15 protein-coding genes are annotated in these 14,875 nt (G+C 55.6%); 7 read left to right on the top strand and 8 right to left on the bottom strand.

The window, feature by feature from the left end; translation table 11 throughout:
- Nucleotides 1-43: 43 nt before the first annotated feature.
- Entirely contained in the window at nt 44-1,219 is a 1,176-nt protein-coding gene (locus J7395_RS14525) for a divergent polysaccharide deacetylase family protein (protein ID WP_209221985.1), read from the bottom strand.
- Between the two features lie 229 nt (nt 1,220-1,448).
- Between J7395_RS14525 and J7395_RS14520 the strand changes: the two genes are divergently transcribed.
- The 3 genes from J7395_RS14520 to trpC are packed head-to-tail and all read left to right on the top strand — an operon-like array spanning nt 1,449 to nt 3,883.
- Nucleotides 1,449-2,021, top strand: a complete 573-nt coding sequence (locus J7395_RS14520; protein ID WP_209221983.1) for an aminodeoxychorismate/anthranilate synthase component II — start codon at nt 1,449-1,451, stop codon at nt 2,019-2,021.
- Nucleotides 2,022-2,054: 33 nt separating this feature from the next.
- Entirely contained in the window at nt 2,055-3,089 is a 1,035-nt protein-coding gene (gene trpD / locus J7395_RS14515; protein WP_097050189.1) for an anthranilate phosphoribosyltransferase, read from the top strand.
- Nucleotides 3,086-3,883 (top strand): indole-3-glycerol phosphate synthase TrpC, encoded by a 798-nt coding sequence (gene trpC, locus J7395_RS14510; RefSeq protein ID WP_209221961.1) that lies wholly within the window; start codon nt 3,086-3,088, stop codon nt 3,881-3,883. Before trpD ends, trpC begins: the two co-directional genes overlap by 4 nt.
- 30 nt (nt 3,884-3,913) lie before the next feature.
- On the opposite strand, the gene J7395_RS14505 is transcribed toward trpC, so the two are convergent.
- On the bottom strand, nt 3,914-4,459 hold the full coding sequence (locus J7395_RS14505) for a hypothetical protein (RefSeq protein WP_209221959.1): 546 nt from the start codon (nt 4,457-4,459) through the stop codon (nt 3,914-3,916).
- Nucleotides 4,460-4,541: 82 nt separating this feature from the next.
- Here J7395_RS14505 and moaC point away from each other — a divergent pair, with 82 nt between their 5' ends.
- Both moaC and lexA read left to right on the top strand, forming a co-directional pair.
- Nucleotides 4,542-5,021 (top strand): cyclic pyranopterin monophosphate synthase MoaC, encoded by a 480-nt coding sequence (gene moaC / locus J7395_RS14500; RefSeq protein WP_209221957.1) that lies wholly within the window; start codon nt 4,542-4,544, stop codon nt 5,019-5,021.
- A gap of 147 nt (nt 5,022-5,168) precedes the next feature.
- Nucleotides 5,169-5,876, top strand: a complete 708-nt coding sequence (lexA, locus tag J7395_RS14495; RefSeq protein WP_209221955.1) for a transcriptional repressor LexA — start codon at nt 5,169-5,171, stop codon at nt 5,874-5,876.
- A gap of 56 nt (nt 5,877-5,932) precedes the next feature.
- On the opposite strand, the gene J7395_RS14490 is transcribed toward lexA, so the two are convergent.
- Nucleotides 5,933-7,933, bottom strand: a complete 2,001-nt coding sequence (locus tag J7395_RS14490; RefSeq protein WP_247742229.1) for a ComEC/Rec2 family competence protein — start codon at nt 7,931-7,933, stop codon at nt 5,933-5,935.
- Between the two features lie 258 nt (nt 7,934-8,191).
- Between J7395_RS14490 and gltX the strand changes: the two genes are divergently transcribed.
- Entirely contained in the window at nt 8,192-9,601 is a 1,410-nt protein-coding gene (gene gltX, locus J7395_RS14485) for a glutamate--tRNA ligase (RefSeq protein WP_062948626.1), read from the top strand.
- Between the two features lie 110 nt (nt 9,602-9,711).
- Complete coding sequence (locus J7395_RS14480) at nt 9,712-11,019, top strand: citrate synthase (protein ID WP_062948625.1); 1,308 nt, start codon at nt 9,712-9,714, stop codon at nt 11,017-11,019.
- Between the two features lie 75 nt (nt 11,020-11,094).
- Here the strand turns inward: J7395_RS14480 and J7395_RS14475 are convergent, their stop codons facing one another.
- Genes J7395_RS14475 through fabZ form a run of 5 tightly spaced genes read right to left on the bottom strand, consistent with a single transcriptional unit; the run spans nt 11,095 to nt 14,865 of the window.
- Nucleotides 11,095-11,535 carry a VOC family protein gene (locus tag J7395_RS14475; RefSeq protein ID WP_062948623.1) on the bottom strand — a complete coding sequence of 147 codons (441 nt, stop codon included), beginning with the start codon at nt 11,533-11,535 and terminating at the stop codon, nt 11,095-11,097.
- 47 nt (nt 11,536-11,582) lie between these two features.
- Nucleotides 11,583-12,779: a lipid-A-disaccharide synthase gene (gene lpxB / locus J7395_RS14470; RefSeq protein WP_209221953.1), complete on the bottom strand. Its 1,197-nt coding sequence runs from the start codon at nt 12,777-12,779 to the stop codon at nt 11,583-11,585.
- Nucleotides 12,772-13,629 carry a UDP-2,3-diacylglucosamine diphosphatase LpxI gene (gene lpxI / locus J7395_RS14465; protein WP_209221952.1) on the bottom strand — a complete coding sequence of 286 codons (858 nt, stop codon included), beginning with the start codon at nt 13,627-13,629 and terminating at the stop codon, nt 12,772-12,774. Before lpxI ends, lpxB begins: the two co-directional genes overlap by 8 nt.
- Nucleotides 13,610-14,413 (bottom strand): acyl-ACP--UDP-N-acetylglucosamine O-acyltransferase, encoded by an 804-nt coding sequence (gene lpxA / locus J7395_RS14460; RefSeq protein WP_062948617.1) that lies wholly within the window; start codon nt 14,411-14,413, stop codon nt 13,610-13,612. The genes lpxI and lpxA overlap by 20 nt, the downstream gene beginning before the upstream one ends.
- A gap of 2 nt (nt 14,414-14,415) precedes the next feature.
- Nucleotides 14,416-14,865, bottom strand: a complete 450-nt coding sequence (gene fabZ / locus J7395_RS14455; protein ID WP_007089442.1) for a 3-hydroxyacyl-ACP dehydratase FabZ — start codon at nt 14,863-14,865, stop codon at nt 14,416-14,418.
- Nucleotides 14,866-14,875: the final 10 nt, after the last annotated feature.

Below are 14,875 nucleotides of genomic sequence, written 5' to 3'. Positions count from 1 at the left end.
CCCGCATTATTGCGGGCCTTTTCGATGATCAGGCAGGCGGTGATCAACCTGTCGCACTCGGGCTTGTTCGCCGCAGGATGTCAGTCACCGGCACCAGAACAAATCCCTTCGCCTGAATGGCGGGAATCCATTTGTGCAGGGCTTCCAGCGTCAGGTCGCGCGGATGGCCAATCGCAATCGCAAATCCCTGATTGGCAGCAACCTTTTCGATCCGTGCCAGCATTTCAGCGATCTTTGTGGCATCATCGGCGTCGTCAATGAACACGTCCCGTTCAAGCGCCGGAACATCATACTGGCGCGCCATCGAAAATCCGACCGACTTCGCACTGGTTTTGGAATCCAGGAACAAAAGCCCGCGTGCTTTCATCACCTCCATCACCACCTGCATGCGTTCCGGGTCGGATGTGAACTTGCTGCCCATATGGTTGTTCACCCCGACATAACCGTCAAACTGGTCAAGCATCCATGTCATCTCGTGAAGGATCTTTTCCCGGTCATAGCTGGCCAGCAAGGCATGTGGCCCCGGATCAACAGACGCAGAAGACGGCTCCATCGGCATATGAAGCATGACTTCATGACCACGTGCCCGCGCATCCCGCACCTGACGCTGAAGGTCACGCGCATACGGCAAATAGGAAATCGTCACCGGCCCCGGCAATTCGGTGGTGCGTGCAGTACGCGGCTGATCAAGACCCGCATCATCGATTACAATCGCAATAACCGGGGCGGTTCCCGTTTCAGGGCTAAGGGCTGCAAATTTCTGCCATGGCGGCGGCCCGTCATTATATTCAGAGCCCCCGATGCTACCTGTATTCGGCGGCACGACAGGATCAGGTGATCGCGTTTCCGGTGTCTTTTCCGGTTCGGTCACCGGTGCGGGGTTTTCGCCCGGTGTCCGTTCACCGACCATATATCCGGTCCGGTCGCGATTACCGTTGCTTTCGCTGAAATCATAATTGCGGCTTTCCGGCACAGGGGCCGGTTCGGGCGTATATTCGGGTTCGGCTTTCGTCACGCGTTCACCAAGATCACGCGACGCGCGATCAAGCTCAAGCATGCTGCCTGCGGCAATAAACGCAGAAATGGTCCCCGCAACAATTGCACCGCCCAGCATCAGACGGCCGATGCCGCCCGATTTCTTCTTCGGTGCAGCCTTGCCACGGCCTCTTTTTCGCGGTGCCGCTTTTTTCTTTTTGGCGGGTTGTGCCCGGCGTGCCACGCTCTGGTCTCCAGTCTCGTTTGCTGGGTCGTGTTACCCATATGGTGATTATATACCGATTATGTCGGCTTGTGTTCGGAAGCTTTTATACCCGATCCGGTTAGCACCCTGTTAAAGCCACAACCAAAGGCCCCAACAAAGGCTGGAAAAATGGTTTTTGCAATCGCTTGACGTAGCGGTAATGCCGTTTATTCTCTGCGCGATCTGATATTTACAGCCCGGCGCCACGATGTATCTCCTCATCGATAATTACGACAGCTTCACATTCAATTTGTGGCACTATCTGCGCGAACTCGGCCCCGAGGTCGAAGTACGCCGCAATGACGAAATTTCCGTCGATGATGCGCTGGCTTTAAAGCCCGAAGGCATCGTGATCTCGCCCGGTCCATGTGATCCGGATCGTGCGGGTATCTGTCTTGACCTGATCACGGCATCGGCAGGCAAGGTCAAACTGCTTGGCGTTTGTCTTGGTCATCAGGCCATCGGTCAGGCCTTCGGCGGCAATGTCGTTCGTGCGCCGGAATGCATGCATGGCAAGACCGATGCAATGGCACACGAAGGCAAAAGCGTTTTCAACGGCCTGCCAAGTCCGTTTGAAGCCACACGTTACCATTCATTGGTTGTGGATCGCGATACGTTGCCTGATTGCCTTGAAATCACGGCGGAAAACAGGGATGGTCTGATCATGGGGCTGCGTCACAAACAGCATCAGATCCACGGGGTCCAGTTCCACCCCGAAAGCATCGCATCCGAACACGGCCATGCCCTTTTGAAGAATTTTATAGACTTCCCCGGCGCATGAAACCGCACCGGACCGCTAACCGAGGAAACCCGTATGTCGACTGAATATGACCTGAAGCCGATCCTGGCCAAAGTCGCAAATGGCGAAAAACTGAACGAGGAACAGGCCGAACAGGCCTTCGACGTTCTGATGTCCGGTCAGGCAACGCCGTCTCAGATGGGGGCTTTCCTTATGGCACTGCGGCTGCGCGGCGAAACGGTCGATGAAATCACCGGGGCGGCGCGCGTTATGCGATCCAAGGCGACCGGCATTGTCGCCCCGCCCAATGCGGTTGATACCTGCGGCACCGGTGGCGATGGCAGCGGCACCTTCAATATCTCCACGGGGGCGGCAATCGTTGCGGCGGCCTGCGGTGCCATCGTTGCCAAGCACGGCAACCGCGCGGCATCATCAAAATCCGGATCGGCCGATGTCCTGCTGGCGCTTGGCGTCAATCTTGATGCCGATATGGCGCTTCTCGAAAAGGCGCTAAAGGAAATCAATCTGTGCTTCATGATGGCAACGCGCCATCACTCGGCGGTGCGTCACGTGATGCCGACCCGCGTTGAAATGGGCACGCGCACGATCTTTAACCTGCTCGGTCCGCTGGCCAACCCGGCCAAAACCAAACGTCAGGTCATGGGCGTTTTCGCCCGTGAATGGGTCGAACCGATTGCCAATGTGCTGAATCGTCTGGGTTCGGAACATGCGTGGGTTGTCTATGGTCATAGTGGCCTTGACGAAATTTCGACGACCGGCCCGACTTTTGTCGCCGAAGTCAAAAACGGCAAGGTCACGACCTTCGAAATCAATCCCGAAGATTACGGTCTTGAAATCGTCACCCTTGATGCGCTTAAAGGGGGCGATGCTCAAACCAATGCGCAGGCTATTCTTGATCTTCTTGCCGGTAAAAAAAGTGCCTATCGCGATATCGTTCTGCTGAATGCCGCAGCCGCACTTGTGGTTACCGACATCGCAACCGATCTTGCCGATGGCATCGCAAAGGCACGGGTTGCCATCGATTCCGGCAAGGCCGCAGAAACCCTGCAGGCGCTTGTCAGCATTTCCAATCAGGGGACCGCAGCGTGAGCGACGTACTTGAACGCATCTGTAACGACAAACGTGATCATATCGCTGCCTGCAAGGCGCGCAAATCGCTTGCCGACCTCGAAGCAGCCGCCAAATCGCAATCCGCCCCGCGCGGCTTCATTAAGGCGCTTGAAACATCGGTTGCGGACGGTCGTTACGGCCTGATTGCCGAAATTAAAAAGGCCTCCCCGTCCAAAGGCCTGATCCGACCGGATTTCAATCCGCCCGTTCTGGCACAGGCCTATAAGGCTGGCGGCGCAAGCTGCCTGTCGGTTCTGACCGACATCCCCTACTTCCAGGGCGATGACAGCTATCTGATCGCGGCGCGTAGCGCGGTTGATCTGCCGGTCCTGCGCAAGGATTTCATGCTTGATCCCTATCAGGTGACCGAAGCCCGGGCGTTGGGTGCCGATTGCATCCTTCTGATCATGGCAGCCCTTGAAGATGCCCAGGCGGCCGAGCTTGAAGACGCCGCACATAGCCTTGGCATGGATGTCCTGATCGAGGTGCACAACGCACCGGAACTCGAACGTGCCCTGAAACTGAAATCAAAGCTGCTTGGCGTTAACAACCGCAACCTGAAAACGCTGGAAGTCTCCCTGACCACGACCGAAGAACTCGCTGGCATGGTTGATGACAGCCGGATTCTGGTCGCCGAAAGCGGCCTGTTCACACGTGATGACCTCGACCGCATGGCAAAGGTCGGCGCGCAATGCTTCCTGATCGGCGAAAGCTTGATGCGTCAGGACGACGTCACCGCCGCCACCCGTAATATCCTTGGCCTCGCGGCTTAGAAACGGTAACCGGTCCGGCTGATTGATCTTTCACTTGGCCGGGCCATTTATCGGATCAATATGCGTAAACACCCAATAACGATGGTTTATTGCCAACATGCCTTGCCCCTTTGGGTGCACGCGTGCGCCCAGCATGTCGTTGCCTTCAAGGTCGTCAAATCGCGAAAAGACAAAACAGAAAGTCGACGTCAGGCATAACTTATCTCGGTCCTGATAGTCACCTGCACTAAACGGCTCCCAATAAGCCTCACCTGACCACGACTTAGCCCCCCATCCACGGATCAGTACTTTGTTTTCAGAGGTTAGTTCCGCCCGGAATTGCCACCCGCTAAACGGATTTACAAACGTGAAGGCTTTATCAACGAGCGCAGCCTCGACTTCCTCGCGACCAAGTTTCGCATAGCCTGGTGGCAGGTATGTTGGATCCTGGGCTTCCTTCTCAAGGTAATTTATACCAATCTCACGGATACGTGCGACGTCATCTTCCTCAAGAATCCTCTCGGGCGTATGCTGAATTCCACAGGCCTGAAGCAGGACAAAAGTTCCCCCAAAAAGCAATTTCATGTATTTGTTCATCGGCCTGACCATCTTATGAATATAAAATATTTAAGTGTATTTTCGGACTAACATACAACTTTAAGATCAACAAGGTAGCATCATGGCAGACAAACTTTCGCATATCGACGCCGCTGGTAATGCCGTCATGGTCGATATTTCGGCCAAGACCGATACCGCGCGCATCGCCATCGCAAAGGGCCGTGTCCTGATGTCGGCGGAAACGGCCCGGCTGATTGCCGAACGCGGCCATAAAAAGGGCGACGTTCTTGGCATCGCCCAGCTTGCCGGGATCATGGGGGCCAAGAAAACCCCCGACCTGATACCGCTATGCCATCCCCTACCCCTGACCTCGGTCGAAGTCACCTTGGAACTGGCAACCGATACCGATGCGGTCGATATCGTTGCAACCTGCAAGACCACAGGCAAAACCGGCGTCGAAATGGAAGCCCTGGCCGCCGTTTCCATTACTGCACTGACCGTATTTGACATGTGCAAGGCCGTCGACAAGACCATGCGGATTACCGATATCCGCGTCGTCCATAAGGAAGGCGGAAAATCGGGTCTTTTCACCGCCGACTGACCCCCGAAAGTACCGGAATATCGTTTCTTGACCGAAAGAATGCCCTTAAACAGCGATTTTTTGGCTTGTGGTGCTTGACGAACGGCAAGAACCAAAGTAGAACATTCATGTATTCGGTTTGTTCTTATTACTGGTTCGGGAAAAATCATGCTGACGCGCAAGCAATACGAATTGCTGGTCTATATCGATAATTACCTTCGCGATCATGGCATCTCGCCCTCCTTTGACGAGATGAAAGAAGCCCTGAACCTGAAATCCAAATCCGGCATTCATCGCCTGATTACCGGGCTTGAGGAACGCGGCTTTATCCGCCGCCTCGCTCATCGGGCCCGTGCACTTGAAGTCCTGCGTCTTCCCGATAATAACGATGATGACGCGGCTGAAACACCCGCCAATGTGACATCCATCGCAACCGCGCGAAAGGCCGCCCACCGGCCGGCAACCGTGCCATCAGCCTTCTCGGACTCTGGTGAATCCGTCTCCCTGCCGCTGTTTGGCCGGATCGCGGCCGGTACCCCGATCGAAGCCCTTCGCGATCAGACCACAATGGTGCAGGTTCCTGCCGCCCTTTTGGGGACCGGCGATCACTATGCGCTTGAGGTTTCCGGTGATTCGATGATTGACGCCGGCATTCTTGATGGCGATACGGTTCTGATCCAGCGGTGTGAGCAGGCCAATGACGGCACCATTGTTGTCGCATTGGTTGACGACGCTGAAGCCACCCTGAAACGTCTAAAACGCGGTCGCGGCGAAGTTCTGCTGGAACCGGCCAATGCGCGTTATGAAACGCGTGCGCTGTCGCCGGAACGTGTCCGTATTCAGGGACGCCTGATAGGTCTGCTGCGCCAATACTGATCAGCAGAAAAATACCGAGATACCTAAAACGCCGTCGGCCTTGCCTGGCGGCGTTTTTATTTGACCACTCTGCCCCCGATAATAATCCACGGCCAGGTGCCGGACGTTTCCCGTACGGTTTCAATCACCGAGGCAGCCCCCGGTCGCAGGGAAACCGATACACCGCCCTTCCACCACAGCATGTCATCATCAATGACCGTCACATCATGCGCGCAGATATCACGCGGCATATCGCGTTTCAGGCTGATGATCATATCGGCATGGCGGCACGCATAGAACGGATTGGCAAAATCATTGGCAACAATCACCCGCTGTCCCCCGACACTCGCAGAACAAACCGTGGCATCGCATTTCTCGATAATCTGATCGGCATCATGATCAGCAATGCCAAACCGCGCCATCCAGACCGATTGCTGAAAATCCGATATGCCTTCGGGCAGGATAAGCCTGTTTTGCTCCCGGTCCCGGATGGCCCAGCTTTCCTGATCCCCGGAAACCAGAATATCCGCCGGGCGATACAGGATTTGCGCCATCATCGCCAAGCATAGCGGAATGACAGCCAACCGGGCAATCGCGTTCCCCCGCCAGACCAGCCACCAGGCAATCGCCATCATGATACCGATGGCAAATATGGCACTGAACTGCTCGACATGCCAAAGCCCCCACGCCTGATCGGCAGCAAGAGAGGCCGTTTCAATCAGCAGGGTCAAACCGGGTTTCATCAACCACAAGGGCAATGCCCCGGCCCCGAACGGCATCAGAACAAGCGTCGCCACAATCAAAGGCATCACCCAAAACGCCATAACCGGAATGGCAATCAGGTTAGACACGATCCCGATCATCGAAATCCGCCCGAAATGAAACCCGATGATCGGGGCGGTCACTGCGGTTACCAGCAACCCGGTCACCACCAACCCGGCAAAAAACAGCCAAAGCCGGAAGGCCCATGACCGGTCGCCGGACGCCTCAAACCATCGCCTGCCCGGCCCATCGTAAAATGCCACCAGCACCGATACCGCGGCAAAGGAAAGCTGAAAGCTTGGCCCCAGCACCGCATCGGGTCGCAATATCAAAACAACAAGCGCCGCAATCGCCACCAGTCGAAGCGATATCGCCCGCCGGTCCAGCAACAACGCCGCCCAGACAATCGTCAGGGTGATAAAGGCCCGCTGTGTCGGCACACTGGCCCCTGACAGGCCAAGATAAATCACGGCGGACACCATCGCCCCGATGGCCGCCCATTTCTTGATTGGAAACCGTAAAGCAATGGCGGGAATTGCCGCCAGGCCAAACCGCAGGAAAAAGAACACCGTCCCGCTTAAAAGCCCCATATGCAGACCGGAAATCGCCAACAGATGTGCAAGCCCCGATTTGCGCAGATCATCCGCCGTCTCTTCGCCGACATCACCGCGTTCGCCAACGATCAGCGCCTTGGCAATTCCGGATTCAGGCCACCCAAGAACGCGATCGATTTCCTCCATGATCGCAAGACGCAAATATTCGATCCGTTCCGATAACGGTTGCAGAAAACCCGCATCCGCCGCCGTCACCACACGGTATTGATGGCCAAAAACAAAACCGGTTGCCCCGATCCCGTCCAGATACAAACCGCGTGAAAAATCCGGATCCCCCGGCACGGACGCCGCACGCAACGGAAACAAACGCGCCTTGGCAGCAATCCGGTCCCCGACTGCAAGCCCGTCCCCACCCGGCAGGCTCAATCGCACCTTCCAGTCAAATGCCCTGTCCTCAAGCCCCGCGATCCGGATCGGCGCCACGGTCATGCGCATCCGCCCGCCGCGCGGCTCCAGAAGCGTGATGTCGCCCTCGATCTCTGTCATGTAAAGCGTCTTGGTCAGAAGCCCGGATGGTGCCATTTCAAGATGGATGGACGCGATCAGCAGCCCGCTGCAAAAGCCGGTCATTAGCCAAATGCCGAAGAATGGCAAAATCCAGCGCCGCGAAATCCACAATCCCGACAGCAAAAGAATCACTGCAAGCCCGGTTTGCTCGACTGTCAAACGCGCTGGAAGTGAAAAATACGTCCCGCATCCCAACCCGAAGAATATAACCGCACACAGGATCCAGGAATTTCTGCGCGCGGCCAACAACAATCCAGTTTGCGAAATTAATCCCGCAACATATTGATTTTTATTAATTCCATTGCGACTTATTCGACGAATGTACAATAGCCTGCCCGGCACACAGTTTCTATCTATCATCGGCTGTGGTGCAACACCGCCGCATATGTGTTATAGCGTGCACGCCAAAAGTCATTACGACAAGCAACAACATCCAGCCAACGGATAGAGTGAATGACGGTTGTTACCCGTTTTGCCCCGTCTCCGACCGGGTTTCTGCATATCGGCGGCGCACGCACCGCCCTTTATAACTGGCTTTACGCCAAACACACCGGCGGCAAATTCCTGCTGCGTATCGAAGACACTGACCGGGAACGTTCAACCCCCGAAGCCGTCGAAGCCATTTTTGACGGGCTGAACTGGCTTGGCCTGACCGCAGACGAAGAACCGACCTTCCAGTTCGCCCGTCGCGACCGCCATGCCGAAGTCGCCCATGAACTGATCAAGGCCGGCAAAGCCTATTATTGCTATTGCTCGCAGGAAGAACTTCAGGAAATGCGCGAAAAGGCGCGCGCCGAAGGCCGCCCGATGAAATATGACGGTACCTGGCGCGACCGCGATGCCTCCGAAGCCCCGGCTGGCGTCAAGCCCGTCGTGCGCCTCAAGGCACCGCAGGAAGGCGATGCCGTAATTTCCGATCAGGTGCAGGGTGATGTTCGCGTTGCCAATGATCAGCTTGACGATTACGTCATTCTGCGTGGCGATGGCACACCGACCTATATGCTGTCGGTCGTGGTGGATGACCACGACATGGGTATTACCCATGTGATCCGCGGTGATGACCACCTGACCAACGCATTCCGCCAGAAAGCACTTTATGACGCCATGGGTTGGGATGTCCCGACATTCGCCCATATTCCGTTGATCCACGGGCCGGATGGCGCCAAGCTGTCCAAACGTCATGGTGCGCTCGGTGTTGACGCCTATCGCGATGAAATGGGCTTCCTGCCCGAAGCCGTAAACAACTACCTGCTGCGTCTTGGCTGGGGTCACGGTGACGAGGAAATCATTTCCCAGGATCAGGCCATCGAATGGTTTGACATCAAAGATGTTGGCAAGGGTGCGGCCCGTTTCGACTTCGCCAAGCTTACCAACCTGAATGGCGTTTATCTGCGTCAGGCAGATGATACCCGCCTTGCAAACGACATTGCACCGCTGATCGCAAAACAGATTGGCGTCGATGCAATTGACGCAGCGCAAAAAGAAATCTTGATCAAAGGCATGTCAGGGCTTAAAGAAAGAGCCAAGACACTCATCGAGCTCGCCGACTCTTCGGCCTTCTATGTTACAGACGGCGTCACGTCGTTTAACGAGAAAGCTCAGTCCCTGATTGATAGCGCCCCCGAAGGCCTGTTTGCCGAACTGGCAAAGGAACTCGACGCGCTTGAAAACTGGACCGAAGAGAACGTTGACGCAAGCGTTCGCAACATTGCCGAAAAACTCGATCAGAAGCTCGGCAAAGTCGCGCAGCCCTTGCGGGCCGTGCTCACCGGTTCCAACTCATCGCCTGGCATCTTCGAAGTAATGATTGTGCTTGGCAAATCCCAAACGCTGAAACGCATCCGCAAATTCGATGCTAAATAACGGCGTAGAATAAAAAACTTAAACACTGAATTTGCGCTTTGTGCGCCGCAGCACTATGCTGCACACAACTTGAAAACCGTGTTCGTTCAAACAGGGAAGGAAAAATAGTCATGGCTCAGAATTCCAAGACTTCCCACACCGTGACACTGACCGACAATGCCACCGGCAAGTCGATCGAATTGCCGGTGATCGAGGGTAGCGTTGGTCCGTCTGTAATCGACATTCGGAAACTCTACGCCGATACCGGATATTTCACCTATGACCCGGGTTTCACCTCGACCGGCTCCTGCCAGTCCGAGCTGACCTATATTGACGGCGACGTCGGCATTCTGCGTCACCGCGGCTATGCCATTGACGAACTTGCCGAACAATCCGATTTCCTCGAAGTTTGCTATTTGCTGATTTACGGCGATCTGCCGAACGCAAAAGACAAGGCGCAATTTGAAAATGACATCACCATGCACACCATGGTGCATGAACAGATGCGCAACTTCTATAACGGTTTCCGCCGCGACGCCCACCCGATGGCCATCATGTGCGGTGTGGTTGGCGCGATGTCTGCTTTCTATCATGACAGCACCGACATCAACGATCCGAACCAGCGTCTAATCTCGGCCTATCGCCTGATCGCGAAAATGCCGACCATCGCTGCGATGGCCTACAAATACTCGATCGGTCAGCCGTTCCGTTACCCGAACAACAAACTCGGCTATGCAGAAAACTTCCTGCAGATGATGTTCGGCAACCCGTGCGAAGAATATGAAGTCAATCCGGTCCTTGCACGCGCAATGGATCGTATCCTGATCCTTCATGCCGACCACGAACAGAACGCATCGACCTCGACCGTTCGTCTGGCCGGTTCTTCGGGTGCAAATCCGTTTGCATGTATCGCTGCCGGTATTGCCTCCCTCTGGGGTCCGGCACATGGCGGTGCGAACGAAGCCGTTCTTAAAATGCTGAACGAAATCGGCGATGTGAAAAACATTCCGGAATTCGTCAACAAGGCAAAAGACAAGAACGATCCGTTCCGTCTGATGGGCTTTGGTCACCGCGTTTACAAAAACTACGATCCGCGCGCCAAGGTCATGCAGGAAACCTGCCACGAAGTTCTCAAAGAACTCAACGTACAGGATCCGCTGCTTGACGTTGCACAGGAACTCGAACGCATCGCACGTGAAGACGAGTACTTCATCGAGAAGAAACTCTATCCGAACGTCGATTTCTATTCGGGCATCATCTTCAAGGCGATGGGGATTCCGGTCAGCATGTTCACCGTGCTGTTCGCCGTTGCCCGTACCGTCGGCTGGATTGCCCAGTGGAAAGAAATGATCGAAGATCCGTCGCAGAAAATCGGCCGTCCGCGCCAGCTGTTCACCGGTGTTTCCGAACGTCCGTTCGTTCCGGTCAACAAGCGCTAATCTGCGCCAATACCGACATAGAAAAGGCCCGGAATTTTCCGGGCCTTTTTGCTTTTTGATCAACCGGTTACAGCATTACCAGGAACCGGTATTTTCCATGCTGGCCCAAGGCTCCGCCGGAGCAAGGCTTTCGCCCTTTTGCAGGAATTCAATCGAAATCCCGTCCGGCGAACGGACAAACGCCATATGACCATCGCGCGGCGGGCGGTTGATGGTGACACCGGCATCCATCAGCTTCTGGCAAAGCGCATAAATGTCATCGACCTCATAGGCAAGATGGCCGAAATTGCGCCCGCCGGAATAGCTTTCCGGGTCCCAGTTATAGGTCAGTTCAAGTTCCGGGGCCTTGTTGGCCTTCGCACTGGCTTCGTCGGCAGGCGGCGCAAGATAAATCAGGGTGAAACGCCCCTTCTCGCTTTCAATGCGCCGGGTTTCCTTCATGCCAAGCAGATCGCAATAGAAACGCATGGATGCATCAACATCCTCGACACGCACCATGGTGTGCAAATAACGCATTGGAAATGGCTCCGTCATTCATTGGGTCAATGAAGCCAAACTATGCGTTATTGCCCGCTAATGCCAGCCTTGGCCGATGAATTTTTCTCTATGATTTCAATGATGACATCCGCGGCCTTCTCGCTTGGTGGCCGATCACCAAAGCCAAGCATGGTTGTGGCCGCATCAAACCCGTCCAGTTGCGTGGTCCGGCCTGCACCCTCTGCCATCAGCGATTTCAGAACCGGGATAATTCGGTCCGGCGTGCAATCCTGTTGCAGGAATTCTGGCACAAGCTTCCTTCCCAGTACCAAATTGACGATGGTCACTGTATCAATCCGCAACAGTCGCCGCGCAATCCATGCCGTAATCGGACTTAACTTATAGCCGATCACATGCGGCACACCGGTGATCGCCAGTTCAAGCGACACCGTCCCTGATGCCGCCAGCGCCGCATGGGACGCGGCAAACGCATCGCGCCTGTCCTGATCCCCGGTAACAACAATCGGTTGCAACGGCCAGTCAGAAACGGCATCACCTACGATCTGCGCGACCTTGCTCACCGTTGGCACAACGATACGGGTATCGGGAAAATCCCCGGCCAGCCGTTCGCATACTTCACGGAAAACCGGCAATAGGCGGGTGACTTCCGAATTGCGACTGCCCGGAAGAACCGTCAGTATCTTGCAGTCTGGCGCGATGCTGTGCTGATCCCGGAACCGCGCGGCATCGCTGCCATGGCGTTCCTCGACCGCGGAATGGCCGATAAAGGTGGTCGGGAGCCCGACCCGCTCGAAATAGGGTGGCTCGAACGGCAGCAACGCCAACAGGTGATCAAGGAAACCCGCAATTTTCTTCGCCCGTCCCGGTCGCCATGCCCAGACCGATGGCGCCACATAGTGCACCATCGAAATGCCCTTTCCTTTCAGCTTCTTGCCAACGCGAAAACTGAAATCCGGGGCATCGATAGTGATGACCACATCAGGCTGCTGCTCAATGGCATATTCCGCCGTCTGGCGGATACGTTTCAGCAAATGCGGGATATGCGGCAGGACCTCGGCAAGGCCCATGACCGACATCTCGTCCATCGGAAACAGGCTATCCAGCCCCTCGCCCGTCATGCGCGGTCCGCCTACACCAATGAAACGGGTTTCGGGAAGGCGCGCCCTGATCGCGGCCATCAACCGGCCACCAAGCTGATCCCCGGATGCCTCGCCCGCAACCAGCATGATTTTCGGGCTCTGTAGGATTTCCGACCTAGTCATTCTGTGCCGGTTCCTGCACTGAAAGCCCGATAATGAATAATCCAAGTTCGTCGGCACGTTTCACGGTTTTTTTGCGGTCAATAATCATCGTACCACCGGCGAGCAACGCAATGCCGCGTAATCCGGCATTGTGTGCGTTTTCCACGGTCGAAACACCAATCGCTGGCAGATCAAGGCGCCTGTCCTGCTGCGGTTTTGCCGACTTCACCAGAACACCGCCGACACCCTCGCGACGGTAATCGGCAGACCGGCGGATCATCTCATCCGTGCCTTCGATGGCTTCAAGTGCCAGAACAAGCCCTTGCTGCACCACACAGCCCTGCCCGACATCAGCCGCCCCCAGAATCCGGGCGACATTCAAGCCGTGCTGCGCATCCGAAACGGCCTGATCATCGGGCTTTACCTTGCCAAGAATGCCGTCCTCGACGGCCAGATCACCCAAAATCTCGTGCGCGCCGACCAGACGGAACCCGTCCCGTTCAAGTTCCCCGGCAACCAGACGCAGCAACCCGTCATCGCCAAGCGACTTCATGCCGACTTTCATCAGCAATTTCGCGGCCCGCCAATCGGGCCGGATCGATGCAAATGACGGGCGCGCCACCTTTCCGGCAAGCACGACATCACGGCATTCTTCGGATTTCAGACGATCTAGGATTTTGGCCGCTGCCCCGATGCGAAGCGACGTATGGGGATAGTCGTCAAGTGCAGGATCATCGGCATGGGCATCAAGCTTCACGATAAAAACATCCCGCCCGGCTGCTGTCGCGGCAGCAGCCAAACGGGCGGGAAGCGCACCACCACCGGCAATGATACCAAGCTTTGCTGCGGGGTTATCCTGCGGAGCTGTCATATTTCGGCGTACATACGGATCGCATGCTTTCCGCTTTCAGGAAGCTGATGATTTCCATGACCGGGCCGACATTCTCGAAATCCTTGGCGACTTCTTCGACCCGCTCGGCAAGCGTGCCTTCCTGTGCGAACAAAAGACGATACGCCTTGCGAAGTGCATGGATGGTTTCGCGATCAAACCCGCGGCGCTTCAACCCGACAAGGTTAAGCCCCGAAAGATAGGCACGGTTGCCGATCACGGAACCATAAGGAATTATGTCGCTTTCAACCCCGGTCATGCCGCCAATCATGGCATGTCTGCCAATACGGACAAACTGGTGCACTGCCGAAAGGCCGCCGACAATCGCAAAATCCTCGACCACAACATGGCCAGCAAGCGTCCCATTATTGACCAGAATGCAATGATTGCCGATATGGCAATCATGGCCGACATGCGCGCCCGCCATAAACAGGCAGTCATCGCCGATCGTCGTTTCCATCCCGCCGCCTTCGGTGCCGGGATTAAGGGTCGCCCCTTCGCGGATCTTGTTGCGTTTGCCGATGATCAAACGCGACGGTTCGTTTTTGAATTTCAAATCCTGCGGCGCATGACCAACCGACGCAAACGGAAAGACCATACTGTCTTCGCCGATTGACGTAATTCCGGCGATCACGACATGGCTGTGCAGCTTGACGCGATCACCCAGAACCGCCTGCGGACCGACAACACAGTATGGCCCGATTTCTACATCCTGGCCAATCTGGGCGCCGTCTTCGACAATGGCGGTTGGATGCACTTTTGACATTATCAGTTGCCCCGGATCATCGCGGCGATGGTAGCCTCTGCAACGACCTGATCGTTGACGCGAACTTCACTTTCGAATTTCCAGACCGGACCACGGCTCTGTTTTTTCTTCACATGAATATGCATGACGTCACCCGGTACGACCGGCTTGCGGAACCGTGCATTGTCGATGCTCATGAAATAAACCAGTTTGCCTTCGGCATCCTCGCCAAGGGTCTGGACAACAAGGATGGCCGCCGTCTGTGCCATGCTTTCGATGATCAAAACACCGGGCATGATCGGCTGTTCCGGGAAATGGCCGGTAAATTGCGGCTCGTTCATCGTTACATTCTTGATGCCAACGGCTGAATCGTCGACGGCAATATCAACAACCTTGTCAATAAGCAGGAATGGATAACGATGCGGAATCATTTCCAGAATGCGCTGAATATCAACACTTACCAGTTCGGTCATAGGTATTGCC

The sequence above is a fragment of the Thalassospira sp. A3_1 genome (assembly GCF_017744215.1).
Classification (GTDB): Bacteria; Pseudomonadota; Alphaproteobacteria; order Rhodospirillales; family Thalassospiraceae; genus Thalassospira; species Thalassospira lucentensis_A.
The sequence above is the reverse complement of the archived record's forward strand: the minus strand, read 5'-3'. Positions and strand labels throughout refer to the sequence as shown.

Bases quoted from the DNA above. Each gene is read 5' to 3' on its own strand.
- trpD (WP_097050189.1), top strand. From the start codon at position 2,055: ATGTCGACTGAATATGACCTGAAGCCGATCCTGGCCAAAGTCGCAAAT.
- lpxI (WP_209221952.1), bottom strand. From the start codon at position 13,629: ATGACAGCTCCGCAGGATAACCCCGCAGCAAAGCTTGGTATCATTGCC.
- J7395_RS14520 (WP_209221983.1), top strand. From the start codon at position 1,449: ATGTATCTCCTCATCGATAATTACGACAGCTTCACATTCAATTTGTGG.
- moaC (WP_209221957.1), top strand. From the start codon at position 4,542: ATGGCAGACAAACTTTCGCATATCGACGCCGCTGGTAATGCCGTCATG.
- lpxB (WP_209221953.1), bottom strand. From the start codon at position 12,779: ATGACTAGGTCGGAAATCCTACAGAGCCCGAAAATCATGCTGGTTGCG.
- fabZ (WP_007089442.1), bottom strand. From the start codon at position 14,865: ATGACCGAACTGGTAAGTGTTGATATTCAGCGCATTCTGGAAATGATT.
- gltX (WP_062948626.1), top strand. From the start codon at position 8,192: ATGACGGTTGTTACCCGTTTTGCCCCGTCTCCGACCGGGTTTCTGCAT.
- J7395_RS14475 (WP_062948623.1), bottom strand. From the start codon at position 11,535: ATGCGTTATTTGCACACCATGGTGCGTGTCGAGGATGTTGATGCATCC.
- J7395_RS14505 (WP_209221959.1), bottom strand. From the start codon at position 4,459: ATGAACAAATACATGAAATTGCTTTTTGGGGGAACTTTTGTCCTGCTT.
- lpxA (WP_062948617.1), bottom strand. From the start codon at position 14,413: ATGTCAAAAGTGCATCCAACCGCCATTGTCGAAGACGGCGCCCAGATT.
- J7395_RS14480 (WP_062948625.1), top strand. From the start codon at position 9,712: ATGGCTCAGAATTCCAAGACTTCCCACACCGTGACACTGACCGACAAT.
- lexA (WP_209221955.1), top strand. From the start codon at position 5,169: ATGCTGACGCGCAAGCAATACGAATTGCTGGTCTATATCGATAATTAC.